This is a genomic window from Roseateles chitinivorans, assembly GCF_002761755.1.
GTDB classification, from domain to species: Bacteria; Pseudomonadota; Gammaproteobacteria; order Burkholderiales; family Burkholderiaceae_C; genus Roseateles; species Roseateles chitinivorans.
Window position 1 is genome coordinate 60,164 of sequence record NZ_PEOG01000015.1, and the last position, 21,657, is coordinate 81,820.

Below are 21,657 nucleotides of genomic sequence, written 5' to 3' on the forward strand. Positions count from 1 at the left end.
TCGTTCATGGGAACACGGCATCGAGCCCGTGTTCGCGCCTCCTCATCCCCCGAAGCGCCGCGCCGAGAACGGCGTCGCGTCGATGAAGGTCGGCTCGCCCGCCATCAGGTCGGCGAGCAGGCGCGCACTGGCCGGACCGAGGGTGAAGCCCTGGTGGCCGTGGGCAAAGTTGAACCACAAGCCTGGATGTCGGGGGGCCGCGCCGATGATCGGCTTCATGTCGGCGCTGCAGGGACGGCTGCCAACCCACGGCTCCCGCTCCACCGCCTGCCCCAGGTCCAGCAGCCCGCGCGCCTGCGCTTCGGCACCCGTCAGTTGGCGCGGCGTCAGCGGCGCATCGATGGCGGCGATCTCGGCACCGGTGGTCAATCGCAGCCCGCGCCGCTGCGGCGCCAGCACATAGCCCCGTTCCGCGTCCAGCGTCGGCATGGTCACGCTTGCGCCGCCGAGGTAATGGCGGTGGTAGCCGCGCTTGACGAAGAGCGGCAGCCGGTAACCCAGCCCGCGGACGAAACGATCGGACCACGGGCCCAGCGCGACCACGGCCTGCGCGCCTTCCAGCCGGCCCTGATCGGTCTCGAGCACCCAGCCATTAGCGGTGGGGCGCGCTGCCGTCGCATCGGCCTGCACGAAACGTCCGCCGCGCTGCAGGAAGGCCTGCGCGTAGCGCTCGACGAGTCCACCGGGATCGTCGACGCCCCAGGAGGGTAGCCAATGCACGGCGCCGGCCAGGCGCGTCCGGAAATCGGGCTCGGCGGCGGCCAAGGCGCCCGCGTCCATCGCGACGAAACGCACGCCATGCTGACGCTGCACCCGCTCCGCGTCGCGCACCGCCTGGTCGAGCGCGCGCGGCGTGCGGAAGACAAGGCGCAGTCCGTCGCGCCGCACCAGGTGGCCGGCGTCGGCCAGCGCGATGTAGCGGGCGTGCTCGGTGGTCGCGTGAGCGATCAAGGCGGCGTAGTCCCGCGCGATGGCTTGGTGTCGCGCTGGGGCGGAGTGGCGCCAGTACCGCCACAGTTGTGGCAGCGCGGCCAGCAGCGCACGCGGGTGGTAGTGCACGTCCAGCCCGAGTCCCAGGGCAGCGGACAGCAGCGATCTCGCGTCTCGCGGGAAGGCATAGGGTTCTACCGCCTCGCGCTGGATCACGCCAGCATTGCCGTAGGAGGTCTCCTGCCCGGGCGGACGGCGGTCCACCAGCGTGACCGCATGGCCGCGCAAGCTCAACTCCAGGGCGGTGCAGGTGCCGATCATGCCGGCACCCAGGACCAGGATCTCCCGTGTCATCGCCGGTGTTCCTTCCTTCTTGTTTCTTGCCTCTTGCTTCTTCCTCGCTGCGCCTCAGGCGTACTTGTCACCGACCAGCGCGCGCACCGGGTGGGTGTCGTACACGATGGTCATGCGCTGGATCCGGCCCTGTTCGTTGAAGTCGAAGACGTCCACGCAATCGAAGCGGACCTCGGTGCCGTCCCGCAACTGCCAGTGGTATACGAAATACGCCATCGCGCGCGACCCACCGCGGGCGCTGAGCAGGATATCCAGCACCTCGATCCGGCTCTGCCCCGAGGCGTCACGCACTTTCTCGAAGAAGGGCCGCGGGCTCATGCCACCGAGGAACGGCGAGACCACCTGCGCGTCCTCGGTGAACAGGGCCACGATGCCCTCGACGTCGGAGGCCTCGAGGCGGTCGAGGTAGCGCTCGATGACGGCGACGTGCCCAGCGTCCGGGACCGTCGATTCGGAGATGTGATGATTCATGAGTACGACGCATGCCTGCAGTGGGAAGTCGGCTGGATCGTACGAAGCGAGCACCCCTTCGACCAGCGAAAGCTTCTCATGCGAGCCATGCACTAGGATCATGGCAATGTCATCACGTTCCGCACTCCCGCCGCTGCAGAACCTGCAGGCCTTCGTCGCCGCCGCGGAGGCCGGCAGCTTCACCCAGGCCGCGGGCGCGATGCACCTGACGCAAGGCGCGGTGAGCCGGCAGGTGTTGGCGCTGGAGGCGCATTTCGGCTGCGCGCTCTTCACTCGGCAGGCTCGAGGACTCGCGCTGACCTCCGAAGGCGCGGTGCTGCTGGCGGCGGTGCGCGAGGCCCTCGCCGGCATCGGCGCGGCCAGCGAGGCGATCCGTCGGCAGGCGGCCGTGATCAACCTCCAGGTGCCGCCCACGCTTGCAGCCCGCTGGCTGCTGCCGCGCCTGCCCCGCTTGCGCCAGGCGCTGCCCGACCTCGATCTGCGCATCTCCACCAACTGGACCGATGCGCCGGACTTCGCGCGCTCCAGCGTCGATGCGATCGTCGCCCACGGCCAGGGCCGCTGGCCGGGGGTCGACAAGGTCTTGCTGATGCGGGAGCGGCTCACGCCGATGTGCGCCCAGGCGACCGCCGCGCGCCTGAAGACTCCGGCCGACCTGGCCAAGGTCGAGCTGCTGCATCCCGGTCCCGAGCGCCGCGAGTGGCGACGCTGGTTGGAGGGCGCGTCGGTCGAGGGCGTCGACGGCGCCAGCGGCCATGTCTTCGACACCCTGGACCTGGCCCTGTCGGCGGCCATGCGCGGCCAGGGAGTCGCCATCGCCGACCCGCGGATGCTGCACGAGATCGTCGACGACGGCCTGCTGGTGACGCCGTTCGAGACCCAGGTCGCGTCGGGCAACGGCTACTTCCTGACCTGGCCGCCGGCCCACGGATCGAAGCGCGGCCTGGCCGAGTTGCGGGCCTGGCTGTCGAAGGAGTTCTCGAGCCGGCGCTGACCTCAGGACAGGCCCGGGAAGACGGTCGCCACGCCGCGCTCGACGCTGCGACAGCCCGCTCAGTGCCAGGACGTTGCCGGCGCCGTCCTCGTCCGGAAGACGGCCGTCCGATGGGGGAGCACGCCGGCGTCCGAGCGCGCTCAGGCTTCGACGATGACCTCGAAGCCGCCGAAGATCATGCGCTGGCCGTCGAAGGGCATGCTTGCCGGATCGTGGTTCATGCGCGGATCCTCCATCGACTTCTTCATGCCTTCGTCGCGGACCTGGCGGGACGGCCAGACGATCCACGAGAAGACCACCGTCTCGTCAGGCTTGCGCTGCACCGCCATCGGGAACGAGGTCACCTTGCCCTCGGGCACATCGTCCCCCCAGCACTCCACGACCTGCAACGCGCCATGGTCCTTGAACACCGCCGAGGCGTCCTGCGCTAACTGGCGATAGGCCTCACGCTTGGCGGTGGGCACGGCGATCACATAGCCATCCACGTAGTTCATTGCGCTGACTCCGGTTGATTGCGCGGCTCGCGGCCACGTCCTGCACGACGAACGGCGACGCAAGGAATCGACATCCTCGCCGTTCGGGGCCGGGTCCGGAGCGGTCGCCCCATCCGCAACGCGGGGATGCTAACGAGTGCCGCCGGCCGGACGCTCTGCCAAGCTCGGAGACGGCGCCGCGCGGGGCAATAGGGGGCGCGATGGGGGCAATCGCGGGGCCTGCCCCTTCGGGCGACGCGGGCCGGTCCGCGCCACTGGCGCGTTCAGTCGTAGATCGACTTCTCGGGCCGTCGCGCCAGCACCGCGATCGGCGGCGCCCAGCGCTCGCCGCGCGGCTTCTTGCTGGTCACCAGCGTGATCTCCGAAGGCTCGAAGACCTCGACGTTGTGGGTGATCGGCGTCGTCAGCAGGTACTGCGCCCGGGTGCTCTTCAGGAAGTGGCCCACCAGCTGGATGTTGCGCACGTCCAGGTGGGCGAAGGGCTCGTCGATGAAGACGAAGCCGCCCGGCGCGTCGTCGTCCTTCATCAGGCCCACCAGCAGGATCAGGCTCTTGAGCACCTGCTGCCCGCCCGAGGCTTCACCGTCGTTCAGACCCACCTCGCCCTTGCCGTCGAAGTTGAACTTCACATGCAGCCCGGCCTGCGCCAGCACCGTGTCGTCGTTGTCCAGGTGCGGCAACTCGGCCTGCGCATGCACGCCGGCCAGCTCGCCGAGCTCCTGCACATTCTTCTTGTAGCGCCGCACCGTCGCGCGCAGCACGTCGATGTAGCGCTCGCGCGCGTTGAACGCGGCGATGCGCGCCATCTCGTTGCTCGCGCGGCGGTCGTCGAGCTGCGTGGTCTGCTCCAGCACCGCGACCTGCATCCGCGCATGGCGTTCCTGCACGCCCGCATCGGTCTCCCACACGCCGGTGTCCAGCTCCTGCTGCACATGGCGCGACGCGATCTCCGCCTGCTTGGCATTCTCGAACTCGTCGCGCAGCGCCTGCAGCCGCATCGGGTGCACCCAGGCGGCCGGGAACTTGGACCGCGCCTCGCGCGAGGCCTGGGCGGTGGCGATCAGGTCATCGCGCTTGCCGGCCCAGTCACGCTCGGCGCGCAGCACGTTGTCCTCGCTGGCCTTGAGGCTGGCTTGCGCCGACTCGTAGTCGCGCTCGGCGCGGGTGGCCGCGGCCACGGTCCGGTCGTGCTCCTGGTCCAGTGCGGCCATGCGGGTCGCCGCCTCGATCCGCGACTGGCGCAGTCCGGGCAGGCGCGCGCGCGCCTCGGCGAATTCCTCGGCCCGCTCCACCAGTTCCTGCGCCGCCTTGTGACCTTGCGCGGCGCGCTGCGCATCCTTGAGCTGGCGCTCGATCTCGAGCTGCTCCTTGGCCAGCTTGGACAGCTCCAGGTCGTAGCGCGTCAACTCCTTGTCCAGCGAAGCGCGGCGCGCATCGAGCGCCGAGTCGCCGAACTGGTATTCGCGCGGCTCGACCCACAGGCTGCGCCCGCCGCGGCCATCGCGGTAGTAGGCCTCGGTGGTGATCCACTCGCCGCCGACCTGGGCACCCTTCTCGGTGTCCGCGACACAGCGGATCGACGCCAACTGCCGCAGCAGCCAGCCCGGTGCCTTGGCATTGAACTTCAGCACCGACAGCAGGCTGTCCTTCGGGCTCACCGCCGGCGCATGCTCGCCATCGGCGACGACGTAATGCCGGTAGCGCTCACGCGAGGCGATGCGGTAGGCCTGGCCCTCGTCGCTCGAGCGCGCCAGCACCACGACCCAGCGCGACGGCCGCAGGAAGCCTTCGGCCGCGGCGCGCCAGGTGTCGTCGGCGATGTCGATCGCGTCGGCCAGCACGTGGTGCGCGATGCCGGCCTCGTCCAGCGCCTTGCGAAAGCGCGTGACCTCGGCCGGCGGCGGCGGCAGCCGCTGGCCGGTCAGCTCGTCCATCGCCTGCTGCGCCTTGCGCTGCTGGTCGTTCTGGCGCGTGAAGCTCTCGCGCAGCTGATGCTGGCGGGTGCCCAGTTCCTCGAGCTTGGCCGTCAGCGCCGCGCCGTCGGTCTCGACCGCGGCCAGCGCCTTCAGGTCGTCCTCGCGCTTGGCGAGCTGCTCCATCGGCCGCTCGCCGTCGCGCGCGGCCTCGAAGGCCTGGCGCGCCTGCTTGCGCTGCTGCTCCAGGTCGGCCAGCTTGTCCTTGGCCGCCTCCTGCGCCTTGAACAGCGCCAGCAGCTGCGCCCGCTTGTCGCTGATGCCACGCTCGTCCGAGCGCGCGAACAGCCGCTGCCGATGCAGCTCGCGCAACTGCTGCGCGGTGCGCTGGCGCTGCTCGCTCCATTGCAGAACGGGCACGACCTCGGTGGCCAGGCGCTCGCGCTCCTTGAGCCGCAGCTGGTACTGCTGGTAGCTGTTGACGCGGTTGGACAGGTCGGACAGCTGCGCCTGCGCATGCGACAGCTCGTGCTGCGCCTGCTCGACTTCCTTGACCAGCTGCTGCTGGTGATTGCGCGCCAGCTCGTAGCGGTCCAGGACTTCCTGGTCGCCGAAGACCTCGAACACCAGGCGCAGCAGTTCCTTGGAGGACAGCTCGCACAACCGGTCGGTCTGCCCCTGCTCCAGCGCGAGCACGCGGCCGATCGCGCGCGTCAGGCCGGCGGCCTCCAGGCGCTTCTTCCAGGCCTCGATGCCCAGCCAGTCCTTGTCGGCCTTGGTGTCGAGCTCCTCGATCTCATGCACGCCGTCGACCAGGATGTAGCGGCGCACCCAGTCGCCGCCCTGGCGCGAGATGCGGCAGGCCAGCGTCACCTGGTCCGCATACAGCAGCGAGCTGGCGAAGGGCCGGCTGCTGTTCTGGCGGCCGCGCGGGCGGTTGTCCACCAGCGCGCGGAGCCATGCGTGCTCCGCATTGGCGTGGCGGGCGTAGGTCTTGTAGGTCCGGCCGCCGGAGCACTCCAGTCCCAGCAGCGTGCGCATCGCGTCGAGCAGCGTCGTCTTGCCCGAGCCATTGGGCCCGGCGATGGTGATGATGTTGCCGTCCAGCGGCATCGAGACGCGGCGGCAGTAGTCCCAGTGCAGCAGTTCCAGGGATTGCAGGTGAAACATCAGGCGTCGCTCAGGTCGGATTCTTCGTTGTGGCGGGCGGCCAGGATGGCATTGAGCATCGGGCCGGATTCCGCGTCGGTGCTGCGCGCGAGCACGTCGGCCAGCGCGCCGTCCAGGATGCGCGGCGCGAGCGTGTCGTAGTCCAGCAGCAGGTCCAGCAGCGGACCCTCGCAGATGTCCTCGCCCTTGCGCGTGATGAAGCCCTGGCGCTCGAGCAGCTTGAGGTTGGCGTCCAGCCGCATTTTCTTGCCGAGCTGGTTGCCGAAGTCGGCCAGCAGGCTGCGGTAGGACAGCGTCGGCGCGCTGCTGGCGGCGCTGGGCAGCGGCTTGTCCTTGGCGAACATCTCGCCCTGCCCTTCGGCCGCCTCCTCGGCGCGCGCGAGCTGGCGCTGGCGCTTGGGCAGCACGATCAGCGCCCACACCACCACCAGCAGCGCGACGCCGTCACGCGGCAGGTCCAGGTTGTTGTTGGAGGCCAGGCCGGTCTCGCCGAACACGGCGACCTCGGCCGGGCGCAGCATCGCCAGCGTGATGTGGTCGGCGTAGACGTTGTCCACCACCCGCAGGCCCACGGCGGCGACGCGCTCGTTGACCGCACGCCAGAGTTCCTGGTCGATCAGCGCGCGGCGCACCAGCGGCTGGTTCCGCGGCAGCCAGCGGCGCGCCAGCAGTTGGGCCGCCAGTTGGGCGGCGTCGTCGAGTTGATGGCTCATGGCAGGGAAGTGGGATCGGCATCGGCGCCGGCGGCGTGCGGCGTCGCATCGGCGCGCGCGGGCGTCTGCGGCGTCATGGGCGTCACGGGCGCTTCGGCCGATGCAGTGGGGTCAGGGGAATCGGAGGCCGCGGCGTTGGCGGCGGCGGCTTCCGGCGTCAAGGAAGGGGCGGCGGCATCCACGGCAGCAATCGCGGCGGCGGTCTCCACGGACGCGGCCTTGCGCCGGCCGCGCCGGGGCGCCTCGGGCTCGGGCGGCCGCCACCTGGGTTCGGGCTCGGGCTCGGCGGGCGGTTCGACTTCGGTCGAATGCAGCACGCCCTGGCTCATCCAGCGGACATATTCGTCGTCGATCTCGCCTTGCGCGGCGGACCAGCGCACCCGCCAGGGCTGGCGCGCCATGTCGCCGGTCGCGCCGGCCAGGTGCTGCGCCTGCGGGTCACCCAGCAGCGGCAGCAACTGCGCACGGTAGGCGGCGCGCGCGTAGCTGCCGCCCAGCACCGCCGGCCGCAGGTCGCTGAGCTGCACCTGCTCACCGCTCCAGCGGCCCAGCAGCGCCTGCAACTGGCCCATCTCGGGCGGCAGGCTCATCACCGCCAGCTCGCCCGGCGGCGCGGCCAGGCCGCTGGGCAGCGGCTCGGGCGTCGGGGGCACCGGACGATCGCGCTCGAACTCGGCCTCGCACCCGTCCAGCAGTTCATGCTGCGCGACGAAGACCGGATGCACCGGCCGCGACAACGCGCCCAGTGCCAGGTTCTCCAGGAACGGCACGTCCTGCAGCCAGCGCCGCACGTCGGTCGTCGTGATGCCGGTGGAGCCCAATGTGACGCGCTGCCGGTCGGCCTGCTGCAGCGCGCGGTTGAACTGGCTGGCCATTGCCAGCAGCCGCGCCTGCGCCAGGCCCAGCTCGCGCGCCAGGCGCTCCAGGCGCGCGTTTCCATCGTTCTCGGCCTGCCGGATGATCGCGGACAGCGCCTCGCTGGCCCGCTCGACCAGCTTGAGCGCCCGCTCGAAGCGCATGCGCGCGCGGCGCAGATGGAACTCGGAGCCCGAGGCGATCGCATCGGCGAACTCGTTGTACAGCCGCGAGAGCTGGGCCAGCAGATGCTGCAGCTGGGCCGGCTCCAGCGTCCCCAGCTGCTGCGCGCCGGCCACGTTGGCGAGCAGGCCGGCCAGGTCGCCGTCCTCGTCGGCGGCCTGGCCCTGCGTCAGCGGCGAGACCATCGCCATCAGTTGCTGCGCCAGCGGCGTCACGCCGTACTGCTGGTTGGACGCGTCCCAGGCGAGCAACTGCGCGTCGCGCAGGCGCTTGAGCACCAGCTCCAGGGCCTCGTCGCGCAGCACGTGGAAATGGCGATTCAGGTCGTCCCGGGAGAGCCGCGAGTGCGGCAGGCTCATCAGCTCGATGAACACCCAGACGCGCAGCCGCACCAGCGTGGACGGGCCGTGGAACAGCGCGCGCTGCGCGGCCAGCAGGGCCTCGTTGCGTTCCAACTGCCACCACAGGATGGAGTCCTGCGGGAGCTGGCCTTCGCGGAAATGGTCTTCGAAAGAGGGTTCGGGGAGATCGTCGCGCAGAGCATCGTCCGCGCCTCCCGGGGTCAGGGTCATGGGGCGCGATTATCCCAGCCCTCGCTCCCCTCCCCGCCCCCGCCGAGGCGGGATAACCCGCAGTCCGGACACATGCGGTGGATCGTGCGTCCGGAGGTGGGACCGAGCGAGGTCACGCCGGCGTCAGCGCGCGACGCATCAGCGTTGCGCCGGGGCCGAAACTCGCCAGCTTTTCGGCCACGACCGGGGCCAGCGGCGACGGGGCCGCGACGAAGCCTTGATGTTCCCAATAGCGCCGGGAGCCCTGCACCGCCACCAGCGCGACCTGCGTCAGGCCCATGTCCTGGGCGCGGTGCACCACCTGCCGCACCAGTTGGTGGCCCAGGCGCCGGGTCCGGCCCGCGGGCGAGACCGCCAGGTCATGCAGGTAGAGGGTGCGCGGCGCGCGCGCCGGCGACACCGACGGCGCGTCGAGCGCCGGCAGTTGCCCGTCGTCGACCGGCAGGCTGACGACATAGGCCAGCGGCTCGCCGGCCACGACGGCCAGGTAGGAGCAATGCAGGTGGCGCGCCGCGCGCAGCTTGGCCTCGAAGGCCTCGGCGCTTTCCAGGAACTCGGGCCCATAGCACTGGGCCTGCAAGGCGAGCACGGCGGGAAGGTCCGCCGTGCCGATCACTTTCAACTGCAGCATCAAACGAGATCGCCGGCGGCGCGCGTCCCCCAGTGGTCGGAGAGGCCAGAGAAGAGCGGCGACAGCAGCGGCGTGAAGAGACAAACGAAGGCCAGGATGTTGAGCGCGACGCTCAACCAGAACACCCGCCGGAAGCCCAGCTTGGCGCTCTTGTGGCGTAGCAAGTGCTGGGCCAGCAGCGCGCCGGGCCATCCGCACAGCAGCGCGAGCGCATGCAGCGTGGACTCCTTGACGCGCCACTGGCCCAGCCGGGCGGCGCGCTTGTCCAGCGCATAGACGATGAAGGTCGCGAAGCTCATCGCGACGTAGACACCCCACAAACCACGCGGCAACGGCCACGCCAGGTGCGTGAGCAGCACCAGCGTGGCGAATCCGGGCACCAGCCAGAGCGAGGCGCCGGTGTCGGCCGACGAGGAGGAGGACGAGGAAGAAGCGGAAGCGGCGCGCGAGGTCGACGCCGCCCGGAAACGGCCACCCGCGCGGGTGGCGTTGGCGGCCGAGGCGCTCGAGCGGCCCGTCCCTGCGGCCGGCGCGGGACCGGCGGGGGCCGGCTTGGGCTCCAGGCTCTTGACCTTGAGCGCCCGAGGCTTGCCCTGCGCGTCGGCGCCGGGCTCGTAGCTCACCCGCTCGCCGACGAACGGCCGGCGGGCGCGCATGCCGAAGGCGCTGATGTGCGCGAAGCGCTTCGGGCCGCCGTCGGACGGCGCGATGAAGCCGTAGCCCTTCGCGTCATCCCACTGGACGATCCGACCCTCGACGCGCATCCCTCAGCGTTCCCCTTCAGCCTGAGCCGCGAGGGCTCAGTAGCCCTTGCGCGGGCCCTTCTTGACGAAGCCGCCGCGGTCGTCGCCGCCCTGGCGCGGCCCCTTGAAGGCCGGCTTGGCTGGACGGCCTTCGAAGCTGTCGTTGCCCTTGAAGGCCGGACGCTCGGCGCGCGGGCCGTAGCGGTCGTTGTTGTCGGCCGAGCGATCGAAGCGCGGATCGAAGCCGCCACGGCGCTGCTCGAAGCCGCCGCCATTGCCGCCCTGACCGCCACGCGGGCCGCCGAAGTCACGCTGCGGACGGTCCTGGAACTGGCCCTCGCGACGCTCGAAACGGTTGCCGCCGCCGAAGCCCTGGCCGTCGCGCTGCGGACGATCGCCGAAACGCGGGCGGTCGCCGAAGGGACGATCGCCTTGCGGGCGGTCACCGAAACGCGGACGGTCGCCTTGCGGGCGCTCGAAACGGTTGCCACCGCCGAAGCCGCCCTGGCCGCCCTCGCGACGCTCGCCGAAGGCCGGACGGCCTTCCGGACGCTCGAAGCGGGCGCTGTTGTCGAAGCGGTTGTCGCCGCCGCCGAAACCGCCGCGATCATTGCCGCGGAAGCTGCCGCCCTGCGGACGGTTGCCGTAGCCGCCGCGGTTGCCACCGAAGCCGCCCCGGTTGCCGCCGAAACCGCCGCGATCACCGCGGTCGAAGCCGGGACGCGACGGGTAGATGCGCGGCTCTTCGTTCTTGGGCTCCAGGCCTTCGATGCGCGAGACCGGGATCTGCTGCGTCGTGAACTGCTGGATGCGCTTGATCATCGAGATGTCGCCGCGCTCGGCCAGCGTCACCGCGATGCCGGAGCGGCCGGCGCGGCCGGTGCGGCCGATGCGGTGGACATAGTCCTCGGCCTTCATAGGCAGGCCGAAGTTGATGACGTGCGAGATCGTCGGCACGTCGATGCCGCGGGCGGCCACGTCGGTGGCGACCAGCACGCGCAGGTCGCGGCGGCGCAGCGCCATCAGCGTGCGGTTGCGCTTGCCCTGCGGCATGCCGCCGTGCAGCGCGGCGACGCGGTGGCCGATCGCCTCCAGTTGCTCGGCCAGCCACTCGGTGTCCTGCTGGGTGCTGGTGAAGACCACGGCCTGGTCGACGTCGCGCTCGCCCAGGATGTGCTCCAGCAGCTTGCGCTTGTGCTGGCCGTTGTCGGCCCAGTGCAGGCGCTGCGAGATGTTCTCGTGCGTCTCGGTGTGGCCCGACACGTCGATGCGCTGCGGGTCCTTCATCAGCTGGGCGGCCAGGCGGCCGGTGTTGCCGGCGAAGGTCGCGCTGTACATCAGCGTCTGGCGCGTGGCCGGGATCTGCTCGGCGACGAAGTTGATGTCGTCGATGAAGCCCATGTCCAGCATGCGGTCGGCCTCGTCGAGCACGAACATCGTGACGTTCTCGAGCTTGCAGCGGCCGCTGTTGATGTGGTCCAGCAGGCGGCCGGGGGTGGCGATCAGGATGTCCAGGTGGCCGCTCAGCGCGCGCAGCTGGTGGGCGTAGGGCATGCCGCCCAGCACGGTGGCGACGCGCAGGCCCTGGATGTGGCGGCCGTAGGTCATCGCGGACTTGGCGACCTGCATCGCCAGTTCACGCGTCGGAGCCAGCACCAGCACGCGCGGGCCGATGGTCTTGGTCTTGTTGCCGGCGGCGCGCTCGGCGCGGGCGGTCAGCACCTGCTGCAGCGCGGGCAGGATGAACGAGGCGGTCTTGCCCGAGCCGGTGCGCGAGGACACCATCAGGTCCGCGCCGGTCAGCGCGGGGGGAATCGCCTGGGCCTGCACCTCGGTGGCGTTCTCGTAGCCGGAATCCTTGACGGCGCGCAGCAGCGCATCGTGCAGGCCCAGCGCGGAGAACGGCGTGCCGCTCGTTTCCGCGTCGTTGCCCAGTTCGCCGGCTTCGATCGCCTGGTCGAGCTCGTCGTTCTGGTTTTGGGCGTCGGCGTTCATGTCGTGGTCGAAACTCATCTGTCTTGCAATCCAAAGGCACGCGCCGCCGCCGACACCGAAGGACGGCGTCCGCGCTGGCGCGCTGTGGCCTGTCTTGCGATCTGGATCGGATCGCGGCAGGACCGTGATGTCGCTGGGAGAAAGCTCGCGTCGATCACCGGGCAAGAGAGACACGCGCAGCGCGGCCGCCGAAGCAGCCCACGAGCGGGTGGAAGGGCCTGGTGAGGCGCCGGGGAACAGTCAAAGCGACGGCATCGCCGCCGACCGAACCCGAGGGCATGCAGGGCGCGCTTCCCATGGCGGGAAACCGCTCCGGAGGAGATCCGGAGCCTGCGTGGGCATCCATTCGGATGGCCGGCGCAGCGGTCTGCAAGAGGTCAGAGGAGACGTACGAAGCACCGTCTGAAACGGTGAAGACCGCGACTATAACAGCTTTTCGGGTTTTCACCTAGCCCATGACTGCTGGCGCTCAGAGCCCCTGCAGCAGGCGCGGCAGCACCGCCATCAGCGCGTCGAGCTGATCGCCGTCCAGCCAGGCCGGCGCGGCATCCAGCCAGTCGGGGAAGCTCACGCCGTCGCGCTGCGCGCGCAGCACGGCGGCATCGAGCGAACCCTCGATCAGCAGCAGCGCCGCCGGCACGCCGCAGGCGTCGTCGCCGCAGACGGCCTCGACGCGATGCGCCAGCACGGCCGGCTGCCAGGGCAGGTCCGCATGCACGATGGCGACGCGATCCTCGGCCAGGGCCCCGTCCGGCAGGCTGCCGAGCGCATCGTCGCTGGCCAGCAGCACACCGGCCTCGGCGGACCGCCAGGTCGACAGCGCGGCCGCACGCGCCGCCGGTGCATCGCCCGCCCGCAGGCGCTGCGGCGGCAGGCGCCGCAACTGCGGCGACATCGACAGGCTGTCCAGCAGCGTCTCCGACCGTGCGCACACCACCAGGCGCGCGGCGGCAGGAACGGCGCCCTGGACCCATTCGCGACGCAGCCCGAGCACCGCCTCGGCCTTGGCCGCCAGCGCCTGGCGGGACGCCGGCGGCAGCAGCGACAAGGCCTCCAGCAACTGCTGCTGCTCGGCGCTGGACAGGAAACGCAGCGCGGTCCAGCGCTCGATCAGCTGGCGCAGCTGCTTCAGCGGCGCAGCCGGCAGGCTGGCGCCGTTCGCGCCGGCGCCATCGAGCCACAGCGGCGACAGCAACGCAGCAGGCAACTGGTCCGCCAGTTCGCGCTTGCGGCGCGAGAGCAGCACGGACTCGAGCGCCTCGCGCTTGAGCTTCTTGCCGGCGTCGTCGGGCAGCGCCCGCAGCCGCGCGAGCGGGCCACGGCGCATGTCGTCGAGCCAGTCGATCCATTCGACCAGGCGCGCATCGGCCAGCGGCTCCTGGTGAGCGATCAGCAGCAGCTGCGGGGCAGGCACGGCACGCAGCGCCGCCAGGCGCTCCGAGTCGACCGACTCGATCCCGTCGACGATCAGCAGCGCCGCCTGCGGCTTCGCCGGCGGCGTCGCGGCGACGGTCACCGACTTCGCCTCGTCGCCGAGCCAGCGCGTCAGGTCTCGCCGCCAGGCGGCATGCGCGGGCTCCGGAGCGATGACGACGGCCGGCTTCACGCCGAAGCATTCGCCCCACAGCCGGATGGCGGCGATGGCCGCGCCGCGCTGCCCCAGTCCCAGGTCGTCGGCCACGAGGGCGCGGCCAGCGCAGACGGCGAACAGCGCCGCCTCCCAGGCATGGACCGGCAACTCGTCGCGCAGCAGCGCGCGCATCGCGGCGCCATCGGACATCGCGGCTTCGATCCGTTGCACCCGCGCCTGCGCATCGCGACCGCAGGCCAGCTGCGGCCACACCGGCGCATCCACGCGCAGCGCGACGCCCAGCGACCGCGCCTCGCTCAGCAATCGCTGCAGCCAGGCATGACCGCCCTCGGCGGAGCGGCGCAGTTGCTCGTCCAGACCCTCCTGCTCACGCAGGCGATCGGGCACCTCACGACCACACACCCATTGCAGCAGCCGCTGCGGCCCGGGCACCAGCCAGACCTCGGCCTCGCGCGCGGGCCAGCCGGCGTCGAGCGCCTCCTGCTGGGCCGCGTCGAACAGCGACAGCAGGTGCTCGCCGTGCTCGCAAGTGCCCTGATCGAGATAGCCCGCGCAATCACAGCGCCAGGTCTGGCGGCCGAGCAGGCGCAGACGGCAGGTCGTGCCGGTCAGGCCGTCGCGCAGCTCGTAATCGCCGAACACGCCGTCGTCCTCGCGCGCACCGAGCGTGAAGCGCGGCGGCTCCGCCGGCATCGCCTCGACCTCGGGCTGGACCTTCGACCTGCGACGGCCCTTGTGGGGAGTGCCGCTCTCGCCGTTCTCCGTGGCCACGACTTCGGCTTCGGCTTCGGTCGAGGCCTCGGCGTCGGTCGGAACTGCGGCTTCGGTGGGAGCTTCGGCCTCGGTCGAAGCTGCGGCTTCCGTCGAGGCTTCGGCGTCGGTCGGAGCTGCTGCGCCGAAAGGGACTTCGGCGCCGGTGGGGGCTACGGCGTCGGTCGAAGCTGCGGTGTCGGTCGAGGCTCCGGCATGGCCCTCGGCGACGGCCACGCGCTTGCGGGCCGGTCGCTTCTTCGGCGCGGGCGCGGGATCGGCCGGTTCGGCAACGGCTTCAGCTGCAGCCTCGCCGTCCGCCACCGGCTCTGGCACTGGCTCGATCGCAACCGGCGCCGGCGCCGCTGCCGCCGCCTTGGCGCGGGCGGCGCGCTTGCGCGCGGGCTTCGGCGTCATCGGCTCGGCAGGCGCCACGGCGGGGTCGGTCTCGTCGGGCGCAGTCCGCGTGACCGCATCGGTCGCGGCATCGGTCACCGCTTCGATCACTGCATCGGCCGCCAGATCGGCTGCCGCATCGGTCACGGGCGGCGTCGCCGCCTCGTCAACCGCTCGGGTCTTGCGCGCCGCCGGGCGGCGGCGTTGGGTTGTCGTCGTCATGAAGGTCCTCGTGCCGCAGCCGCGCCTCGCGCCAGCCCCGGACACCGTTGAAGATGGCGAGCGCATGCGCCCGCCGCAGATCGTGCAAGGTCAGCCGCGCCTCGCGCAGCCGGCCTTGCTCCAGCAGTTCCTCGCGCAGCGTGCCGGGCAGCAGGCCGGCCTCGGCGCGCGGCGTCAGCCACGGCCCGTCCGGCGCCAGTTGCAGCGCGAGGTTGGTCAGGCAGCCCTCGGTGAGCTCGCCCTCCCGGTTGAACAGCAGCACGTCGAAGCAGTCCGCCGGCTTCGCGTCCAGGAAGGCCTGGTACACCTCGCGGCGCGTCGTCTTGTGCTGGATGAATTCGGCCTCGGGACCGCGGGCGTCGATCGGGCCGCGCGCGAGCGCCACCACCAGCGGCCCCTCCCCCGCGCCGTCGTGACCGGCGGCCGGCAAGGCCTGGACCGCGTCGGTGAAGCTGCCGTCGCGCGCCAGCGTCAGCCGCACGCGCCACACGCCGCGCGGATGCCGCTGCGCGATCTCCACCAGCCGCGCCTTGGCCGCGTCCGCCGACCAGGCCAGCCCGAAGTGGCGCGCCGTGCGCTGCATGCGCGCCAGATGCCGCGCCGCACGCTCGAACTCCCCTTCCTCGAGCCGCATCGTCTCCAGCGCCTCGATGGGCGCACGCGCCCGGGTCAGGAAGCGCGACTTCGCGCGCCACTCGTCGATCTCGCCACGCGCGAGGGAATCGAGCGTGATGCCGCTGCCCACGCCGCAGCGCAGCGCGCGCCCCGTCTGCTCGACGGTGCGGATCGGCACGTTGAAAGTGACCGCCCCACCCGGCTGCAGCATCCCGAGTGCGCCGCAGTACCAGCCGCGCGGGCCGGGCTCGAGCTCGTCGATGACCTCCATCGCGCGCTTCTTGGGCGCGCCGGTGATCGAGCCGCAGGGGAACAGCGCCGCCATCACCTCATCCAGCGCGAGCCCGGCACGCGTGACCGCGCTGATCGTGGAGGTCATCTGCCACACCGTGGGCAAGGCATGCAGCTCGAACAGCCGCGGCACCCGCACCGAGCCGGGCACCGCCACGCGCGACAGGTCGTTGCGCAGCAGGTCCACGATCATGAGGTTCTCGGCGCGCTCCTTGGCGCTGGTGCGCAGGTAGGCTTGTGCGGCTTCATCGCCGGCGCGGTCGCGGCCGCGCGGCGCCGTGCCCTTCATCGGCTGGGCCGACAGCAGCCAGGTGTGGCTGGCCTGCGGCGCCTCGGGCAGCGGGCGCCAGTCGAAGAACAGCTCCGGCGAGACGCTGGCGACGCTGCTCGAGTCGCCGCCCTCGCCTGTGCGCAGGAACAGGGCGAAACCGCCTGGCTGCGCCGCGTGCAGCGCGAAGAAGTGCAGGACGGGATCGAAGTCGCCTCCGTCGGCTGCGTCGGCTGCGTCGGCGCCGACCGTCTCCGCGGCCAGTCGCGTCGTCAGGTTGACCTGGTAGCAGTCGCCGGCGCGGATGTACTCGCGGATGCGCTCGACCTGCGCCTGCTCGTCGGCATCCGCCTGCGCGTCGCGCCAGGCGGTCATCGGATGCGCGCGTCTCGCACCCGCCGCGGCAAGCGCCTCCGGCCACGGGACGGGCGGCTCCTGCCAGACATGGAATTCCGCCAGCGGCGCCTCCCCGGCCGGGCGCGTGCGCAGCACCGGATCGAGCGCGCCGGCCGCCTCGTAACGCAGCCCGCCCAGCACCCATGCGCCGGCACGCGCCGCGGCATGCGCCAGGCGCAGCACGGCGCGCAGCCGGTCGGCATCATGGGCGACCAGCCGCTGCGCCGGCGGCGCGAAGAAGGCGCCACGCAGGCGCTCGCCGTCCTCGCGAGCCAGCGGATGGCGCGGAAAGTCGAAAGCCGCCCACAGGTCCTGGGGGCGGAGCGGGATGTCCATCGGAGCCTCAGCCGCGCGCGGGCGCGTTCCTCGTCGGGGGCGTCGACATGCCAGTCGCGGCGCTCAGTCCAGCTTCAGGAACTGCTCGCGGTAATGGATCAGCTCGTCGATGGACTCGTGGATGTCCGCCATCGCGGTGTGCTTCTGGGTCTTCTTGAAGCCCTCCAGCGCAGCGGGCTTCCAGCGGCGCGCCAGTTCCTTGAGCGTGGACACGTCGAGGTTGCGGTAGTGGAAGAAGTCTTCCAGCTTGGGCATGTAGTTGGCCAGGAAGCGACGGTCCTGGCAGATCGAGTTGCCGCACATCGGCGACTTGCCGGCCGGCACATAGGCCTTCAGGAAATCGATGACCTGCTGCTCGGCATCCGCCTCGGCGATCGTCGACGCCTTGACGCGGTCGATCAGGCCGCTCTTGCCGTGCGTGCCCTTGTTCCAGGCGTCCATGCCGTCCAGCGTGGCGTCGGACTGATGGATGGCGAAGACCGGGCCCTCGACGCGCACCGTCAACTGCGCGTCGGTGACCACCACGGCGATCTCGATGATGCGGTCCTTGTCCGGGAACAGGCCGGTCATCTCCAGGTCGATCCAGATCAGGTTCTGGTCGTTCAGCGGCAGCACGGGGTTCTCGCTCATGGCGATGTCCTTGTCTTGTCGGGTCGGGTGGGCGGCGACGGAAGCGGCGCCTGCGCCGGCCGTCGGCCATCGGAATGGCGCGGATTGTCGCAGCCTTGGCGCGCTTCCCGGCAACTTCCCCAACGGGGGCAACGGCGTCACCGGCCGGGCCCGTGGACCTACACTCCCCGCCCATGCAGATCTCTCCCGCGGCGCTCGCCGCCGCGCCGGCGCCTTCCGCGCTGGCTTCCTCCCCGCTCGCGCTGACCGCGGCCTTCGTGGCCGCGGTGATCGTCTCCTTCCTGGTCAAGCTCTGGCTGTCCTCGCGCCAGATGCGCCACGTCGCCCGCCACCGCGGCACGGTGCCGGCGGCCTTCGTCGGCACCGTGCCGCTGTCCGCGCACCAGAAGGCCGCCGACTACACCATCGCCCGTGGCCGCTTCGGCATGCTGCACCTGGCCTGGGACACGGCGCTGCTGATCGGCTGGACGCTGCTCGGCGGGCTGGACCTGCTGAACCAGTGGGCCCTGTCCTGGCGCGAGGAACTCGGCCCGATGGGCTACCAGCTCGCGCTGCTGGCCCTGTTCGGGCTGCTGTCAGGCCTGCTCGACCTGCCCTGGTCGCTCTACAACACCTTCCGCCTGGAAGAGCGCTTCGGCTTCAACCGCACGACGCTGCGGCTCTTCATCGTCGACGGCCTCAAGGGCCTGGCCGTGGGCGCGCTGCTCGGGCTGCCGATCGCGGCGCTGATCCTGTGGCTGATGGCACAGGCGGGCAGCCTGTGGTGGCTGTGGGCCTGGGGCGCCTGGATGGGCTTCAACCTGCTGATGCTGGTGATCTATCCCACCGTCATCGCGCCGCTGTTCAACAAGTTCCAGCCGCTGGAGGACGCCGCGCTGCGCGAGCGCGTCCAGACGCTGATGCAGCGCTGCGGCTTCGCGGCCAAGGGCCTGTTCGTGATGGACGGCAGCCGGCGCTCGGCGCATGGCAACGCCTACTTCACCGGACTGGGCGCGGCCAAGCGGGTGGTGTTCTTCGACACCCTGCTCGCGCGGCTCGATCCCTCCGAGGTCGAAGCGGTGCTCGCCCATGAACTGGGCCACTTCAAGCGCCGCCATGTGCTGCAGCGCATGGCGCTGATGTTCGCGCTCAGCCTGGGCGGCTTCGCGCTGCTGGGCTGGCTCAGCGCGCAGGCGGGCTTCTACCTCGGCCTGGGCGTGCGCCCCAGCCTGGAGGCGCCCAATGACGCGCTCGCGCTGCTGCTGATCATGCTGGCGCTGCCGCCGTTCGCCTTCTTCCTGACGCCGCTGATGTCGCTGTGGTCGCGCCGCCACGAGTTCGAGGCCGATGCCTATGCCTGCGCCCAGGCCAGCGGCGCCGACCTGTCGCAGGCGCTGCTCAAGCTGCACGAGGACAACGCCGGCACGCTGACGCCCGACCCGCTGTTCGCGCGCTTCTATTACTCGCATCCGCCGGCCAGCGAGCGGCTCGCGGCGATCGCGTCGCTGTCGGGCTCGCCGGCCGCGCCGACAGGACAAGCCGCATGAGCAAGGCCCCGCAGACCGGCCTGGTGGTGCGCGGGCATGGCCGTCACTACGTCGTCGAAGATCAGGACGGGCAGCGCATCCACTGCCTGACCCGCGGCAAGAAGAGCGATTGCGTCGTCGGCGACCGGGTGCGCTGGATGCGCAGCAGCGAGCACGAGGGCGTGATCGAGAAGGTCGAGCCGCGGCGCAACCTGCTGTTCCGCCAGGACGAGTGGAAGACCAAGAGCTTCGCCGCCAACCTGGACCGGCTGCTGATCCTGGTGGCGGTGGAGCCGCAGTTCTCCGAATCGCAGCTCACCCGCGCGCTGATCGCGGCGCAGAGCGCCGGCATCACCGCCGACATCGTGCTCAACAAGACCGACCTGCCCGGCGCCCAGGCCGCGCGCGAGCGGCTCGCGCCGTACACGGCGATGGGCCAGCGGGTGCTGGAGCTCAGCCTGAAGGGTCGCCCGGACGAATCGCGGGAGGTACTGCGCCCGCTGCTGCACGGCCAGGCGACGCTGGTGCTGGGCCCCAGCGGCACTGGCAAGAGCACGCTGATCAACCTGCTGGTGCCCGATGCACAGGCGCAGGTGGGCGAGATCTCGCAGGCGCTGAACTCGGGGCGCCACACGACGACCACGACGCAGTGGTACTGGATGGACGCGGGGCGTGAGGACGCGCTGATCGATTCACCGGGCTTCCAGGAATTCGGCCTGCGCCAGATCGCCGCGCCGGACCTGGCGAGCTACATGCCCGATTTCAAGCCCTACCTGGGCGAGTGCCGCTTCCACAACTGCAGCCACCGGCATGAGCCGGGCTGCGCGGTGCTGGTGGCGGTCGAGGCGGGAGCAATCAGTCCCTCGCGCTATCGCATCTACGACGAGCTCTGGGACGAGCTGAGCGCGCCGCCGAAGTATTGAGCGCCGCGCGGTCAGCGCTCCAGACGGGGATCGCCGTTGGGGACCTCGCGCACCTCGGCATCGATGATGTCGCCTTGCGGCTGATGAGCACGCCCACCGGCCGCGCCACGGAAGGCCTGCGAGCGGAACTGCGCCGCGCGCTGGAACGCCGCCGTGTGCAGCGTCGGCCTGCGGCCGCGGATCAGGCTCCACAGCAGCACCCCGCCGAAGATCACCAGCCCGGCGGCCAGCACCACCAGGAACAGCACCAGGGAAGCCACCGCCAGCATCAGGCGGGCGGCGATCGAGACAAGCGTGGAGAGAGCGTTCATCGGTCCTTCAGATCGGGGCGATCGCACGGATTCAAGTCTTCGAGGAGGTCGGCAATCAGCCGCGGCCAATGTAGGGCATCTTGGTCGCCATCACCGTCAGGAAAGGCACGTTGGCCGACAGCGGCAATCCCGCCATGTAAAGCACGGCGCTGGCGGCATGGCCGACGTCCATCACCGGTTCCACCATCGTGCCGCCATGCGCCTGCGGCACGCCCTGCTTGAAGCGCTGGGTCAGGTCGGTCTCGGCGTTGCCGATGTCGATCTGGCCGGCGGCGATGTCGTGCCGGCGGCCGTCCAGCGCCAGCGTCTTGGTCAGGCCAGTGATCGCATGCTTGGTCGACGTATAGGCGATCGAGCCTGGCCGCGGCACATGCGCCGAGATCGAGCCGTTGTTGACGATGCGCCCGCCACGCGGCGATTGCCGCTTCATCAGGCCGAAGGCCGCGCGGGCGCAGAGGAAGCTGCCGGTCAGGTTGACGTCGACGACGGCTCGCCAGGTCTCCAGGCTCATCTCGTCGATGTCGGACGCAGGCGCGCCACGACCGGCGTTGTTGAACAGGAAGTCGAGCCGCCCCCAGCGGCGCTCGATCGCGTCGAAAGCGGCGGTGACCTGCGCCTCGTCGGCGACATCGGCGGGCAGCACCAGCGCGCGTTCCGGCGCGAGCGCCGCGGTCTCGCGCAGCCTCTCCTCCCGCCGCCCGAGCAGGGCGACCTGCCAACCGGCCTGCATCAGCGCCTGCGCGGCCGCACGGCCAATGCCCGAGCCAGCGCCCGTCACGGCGGCGAAGCGGGTCTGCTGGGGAGAAGCCGCCGCGAGCGGAACGACTTCAGGCGAGGGCGTCACGTGGGCAGCGACGGGATCGAGGGCGGCGTGGGCAGAGTCCATCCCCGCATCATAGGGAGCGGGGAGGAAGCCGGCAGCCACGCGAGGGACGCGCCCGCGCGATCCGCACCCGCCGCATTCAGCGGTGCTGGCCAGGACAGGCGGATGCCCGAGGCCGGATCCAACTCGACGGCCGCGTCGGCGACGCGGCGCGCCAGGAAGCTCGCCAGGCCGCTCATCGCGCCGCCACCTGTTCACCGTCCAGGCCCGGGTCGGCCCGGCGGCCGGTCACCACCACCGTCGGCAGCGTCTGGACCTCGCCAGCGGCGCGCAGCGCGGCCAGCGTCGGCGCGGACTTGCCGTTGATGACCACCGTCGGCAGGCGCTCGGGCTGGCCGGCGCGGCTGGGCAGCGCCATCAGCAGGCCGGCGGCGATGCCGGCCCCGATCCCGATCAGGGCGGCGAGGCGCTTCAGGCTCGCGAAACGGTCGTGGCAGCGAATGGTGTTCATCTTGTCCTCCAGGGGCCGCGGGCTTGTTCTTGCGGCATGGGGCGAACTGTCGCAGGGGTTTACCCCTAGCA

At 71.2% G+C, this 21,657-nt stretch carries 18 protein-coding genes; 3 read left to right on the forward strand and 15 right to left on the reverse strand.

The window, feature by feature from the left end; all coding sequences use genetic code 11:
- Nucleotides 1-42 precede the first annotated feature (42 nt).
- Both CS062_RS07235 and CS062_RS07240 read right to left on the reverse strand, forming a co-directional pair.
- Nucleotides 43-1,284: an NAD(P)/FAD-dependent oxidoreductase gene (locus CS062_RS07235; protein WP_099860796.1), complete on the reverse strand. Its 1,242-nt coding sequence runs from the start codon at nt 1,282-1,284 to the stop codon at nt 43-45.
- Between the two features lie 54 nt (nt 1,285-1,338).
- Nucleotides 1,339-1,755, reverse strand: a complete 417-nt coding sequence (locus tag CS062_RS07240) for a nuclear transport factor 2 family protein (protein ID WP_099860798.1) — start codon at nt 1,753-1,755, stop codon at nt 1,339-1,341.
- A 106-nt stretch (nt 1,756-1,861) separates the two neighbouring features.
- Here CS062_RS07240 and CS062_RS07245 point away from each other — a divergent pair, with 106 nt between their 5' ends.
- Nucleotides 1,862-2,749: a LysR substrate-binding domain-containing protein gene (locus tag CS062_RS07245; protein ID WP_158238696.1), complete on the forward strand. Its 888-nt coding sequence runs from the start codon at nt 1,862-1,864 to the stop codon at nt 2,747-2,749.
- A 140-nt stretch (nt 2,750-2,889) separates the two neighbouring features.
- Here the strand turns inward: CS062_RS07245 and CS062_RS07250 are convergent, their stop codons facing one another.
- The 10 genes from CS062_RS07250 to orn form a co-directional block, all read right to left on the reverse strand.
- Entirely contained in the window at nt 2,890-3,243 is a 354-nt protein-coding gene (locus CS062_RS07250; protein ID WP_099860801.1) for a DUF1428 domain-containing protein, read from the reverse strand.
- Nucleotides 3,244-3,506: 263 nt separating this feature from the next.
- The gene (locus tag CS062_RS07255) at nt 3,507-6,326 is read right to left on the reverse strand and encodes an ATP-binding protein (protein WP_099860803.1); all 2,820 of its coding nucleotides are present in this window, start codon (nt 6,324-6,326) and stop codon (nt 3,507-3,509) included.
- Nucleotides 6,326-7,039 carry a hypothetical protein gene (locus tag CS062_RS07260; protein ID WP_233217958.1) on the reverse strand — a complete coding sequence of 238 codons (714 nt, stop codon included), beginning with the start codon at nt 7,037-7,039 and terminating at the stop codon, nt 6,326-6,328. The genes CS062_RS07255 and CS062_RS07260 overlap by 1 nt, the downstream gene beginning before the upstream one ends.
- Nucleotides 7,036-8,649: a hypothetical protein gene (locus CS062_RS07265; RefSeq protein ID WP_099860805.1), complete on the reverse strand. Its 1,614-nt coding sequence runs from the start codon at nt 8,647-8,649 to the stop codon at nt 7,036-7,038. Before CS062_RS07265 ends, CS062_RS07260 begins: the two co-directional genes overlap by 4 nt.
- A 112-nt stretch (nt 8,650-8,761) precedes the next feature.
- Nucleotides 8,762-9,280 carry a GNAT family N-acetyltransferase gene (locus CS062_RS07270; RefSeq protein ID WP_158238697.1) on the reverse strand — a complete coding sequence of 173 codons (519 nt, stop codon included), beginning with the start codon at nt 9,278-9,280 and terminating at the stop codon, nt 8,762-8,764.
- Nucleotides 9,280-10,044 (reverse strand): DUF1294 domain-containing protein, encoded by a 765-nt coding sequence (locus CS062_RS07275; protein WP_099860808.1) that lies wholly within the window; start codon nt 10,042-10,044, stop codon nt 9,280-9,282. The genes CS062_RS07270 and CS062_RS07275 overlap by 1 nt, the downstream gene beginning before the upstream one ends.
- A 36-nt stretch (nt 10,045-10,080) precedes the next feature.
- Nucleotides 10,081-12,036, reverse strand: coding sequence for a DEAD/DEAH box helicase (locus CS062_RS07280; RefSeq protein WP_233217959.1), 1,956 nt, complete (start codon nt 12,034-12,036; stop codon nt 10,081-10,083).
- 451 nt (nt 12,037-12,487) lie between these two features.
- On the reverse strand, nt 12,488-14,977 hold the full coding sequence (locus CS062_RS07285) for a hypothetical protein (protein WP_099860809.1): 2,490 nt from the start codon (nt 14,975-14,977) through the stop codon (nt 12,488-12,490).
- Nucleotides 14,922-16,883 (reverse strand): chorismate-binding protein, encoded by a 1,962-nt coding sequence (locus CS062_RS07290; protein WP_099860810.1) that lies wholly within the window; start codon nt 16,881-16,883, stop codon nt 14,922-14,924. Before CS062_RS07290 ends, CS062_RS07285 begins: the two co-directional genes overlap by 56 nt.
- Nucleotides 16,884-16,946: 63 nt before the next feature.
- Nucleotides 16,947-17,513, reverse strand: coding sequence for an oligoribonuclease (gene orn / locus CS062_RS07295; RefSeq protein ID WP_099860812.1), 567 nt, complete (start codon nt 17,511-17,513; stop codon nt 16,947-16,949).
- Between the two features lie 173 nt (nt 17,514-17,686).
- Here orn and CS062_RS07300 point away from each other — a divergent pair, with 173 nt between their 5' ends.
- Together CS062_RS07300 and rsgA are read left to right on the forward strand one after the other, a co-directional pair.
- A complete protein-coding gene (locus CS062_RS07300) occupies nt 17,687-19,039 on the forward strand; it encodes a M48 family metallopeptidase (RefSeq protein WP_099860813.1) in 1,353 nt (450 codons plus the stop codon).
- On the forward strand, nt 19,036-19,941 hold the full coding sequence (rsgA, locus tag CS062_RS07305) for a ribosome small subunit-dependent GTPase A (RefSeq protein ID WP_099860815.1): 906 nt from the start codon (nt 19,036-19,038) through the stop codon (nt 19,939-19,941). The genes CS062_RS07300 and rsgA overlap by 4 nt, the downstream gene beginning before the upstream one ends.
- Nucleotides 19,942-19,952: 11 nt before the next feature.
- Here the strand turns inward: rsgA and CS062_RS07310 are convergent, their stop codons facing one another.
- The 3 genes from CS062_RS07310 to CS062_RS07320 form a co-directional block, all read right to left on the reverse strand.
- Complete coding sequence (locus tag CS062_RS07310; RefSeq protein WP_099860816.1) at nt 19,953-20,252, reverse strand: hypothetical protein; 300 nt, start codon at nt 20,250-20,252, stop codon at nt 19,953-19,955.
- A 55-nt stretch (nt 20,253-20,307) separates the two neighbouring features.
- Nucleotides 20,308-21,138 carry an SDR family oxidoreductase gene (locus CS062_RS07315; protein WP_099860817.1) on the reverse strand — a complete coding sequence of 277 codons (831 nt, stop codon included), beginning with the start codon at nt 21,136-21,138 and terminating at the stop codon, nt 20,308-20,310.
- A gap of 172 nt (nt 21,139-21,310) precedes the next feature.
- Nucleotides 21,311-21,586, reverse strand: a complete 276-nt coding sequence (locus tag CS062_RS07320) for a hypothetical protein (protein WP_099860819.1) — start codon at nt 21,584-21,586, stop codon at nt 21,311-21,313.
- Nucleotides 21,587-21,657: the final 71 nt, after the last annotated feature.

What these genes read in the sequence shown, in the direction of transcription:
- CS062_RS07235 (WP_099860796.1), bottom strand. Translation starts at nt 1,284, where the DNA reads ATGACACGGGAGATCCTGGTCCTGGGTGCCGGCATGATCGGCACCTGC.
- CS062_RS07240 (WP_099860798.1), bottom strand. Translation starts at nt 1,755, where the DNA reads ATGAATCATCACATCTCCGAATCGACGGTCCCGGACGCTGGGCACGTC.
- CS062_RS07245 (WP_158238696.1), top strand. Translation starts at nt 1,862, where the DNA reads ATGTCATCACGTTCCGCACTCCCGCCGCTGCAGAACCTGCAGGCCTTC.
- CS062_RS07250 (WP_099860801.1), bottom strand. Translation starts at nt 3,243, where the DNA reads ATGAACTACGTGGATGGCTATGTGATCGCCGTGCCCACCGCCAAGCGT.
- CS062_RS07255 (WP_099860803.1), bottom strand. Translation starts at nt 6,326, where the DNA reads ATGTTTCACCTGCAATCCCTGGAACTGCTGCACTGGGACTACTGCCGC.
- CS062_RS07260 (WP_233217958.1), bottom strand. Translation starts at nt 7,039, where the DNA reads ATGAGCCATCAACTCGACGACGCCGCCCAACTGGCGGCCCAACTGCTG.
- CS062_RS07265 (WP_099860805.1), bottom strand. Translation starts at nt 8,649, where the DNA reads ATGACCCTGACCCCGGGAGGCGCGGACGATGCTCTGCGCGACGATCTC.
- CS062_RS07270 (WP_158238697.1), bottom strand. Translation starts at nt 9,280, where the DNA reads ATGCTGCAGTTGAAAGTGATCGGCACGGCGGACCTTCCCGCCGTGCTC.
- CS062_RS07275 (WP_099860808.1), bottom strand. Translation starts at nt 10,044, where the DNA reads ATGCGCGTCGAGGGTCGGATCGTCCAGTGGGATGACGCGAAGGGCTAC.
- CS062_RS07280 (WP_233217959.1), bottom strand. Translation starts at nt 12,036, where the DNA reads ATGAGTTTCGACCACGACATGAACGCCGACGCCCAAAACCAGAACGAC.
- CS062_RS07285 (WP_099860809.1), bottom strand. Translation starts at nt 14,977, where the DNA reads ATGACGACGACAACCCAACGCCGCCGCCCGGCGGCGCGCAAGACCCGA.
- CS062_RS07290 (WP_099860810.1), bottom strand. Translation starts at nt 16,883, where the DNA reads ATGGACATCCCGCTCCGCCCCCAGGACCTGTGGGCGGCTTTCGACTTT.
- orn (WP_099860812.1), bottom strand. Translation starts at nt 17,513, where the DNA reads ATGAGCGAGAACCCCGTGCTGCCGCTGAACGACCAGAACCTGATCTGG.
- CS062_RS07300 (WP_099860813.1), top strand. Translation starts at nt 17,687, where the DNA reads ATGCAGATCTCTCCCGCGGCGCTCGCCGCCGCGCCGGCGCCTTCCGCG.
- rsgA (WP_099860815.1), top strand. Translation starts at nt 19,036, where the DNA reads ATGAGCAAGGCCCCGCAGACCGGCCTGGTGGTGCGCGGGCATGGCCGT.
- CS062_RS07310 (WP_099860816.1), bottom strand. Translation starts at nt 20,252, where the DNA reads ATGAACGCTCTCTCCACGCTTGTCTCGATCGCCGCCCGCCTGATGCTG.
- CS062_RS07315 (WP_099860817.1), bottom strand. Translation starts at nt 21,138, where the DNA reads ATGGACTCTGCCCACGCCGCCCTCGATCCCGTCGCTGCCCACGTGACG.
- CS062_RS07320 (WP_099860819.1), bottom strand. Translation starts at nt 21,586, where the DNA reads ATGAACACCATTCGCTGCCACGACCGTTTCGCGAGCCTGAAGCGCCTC.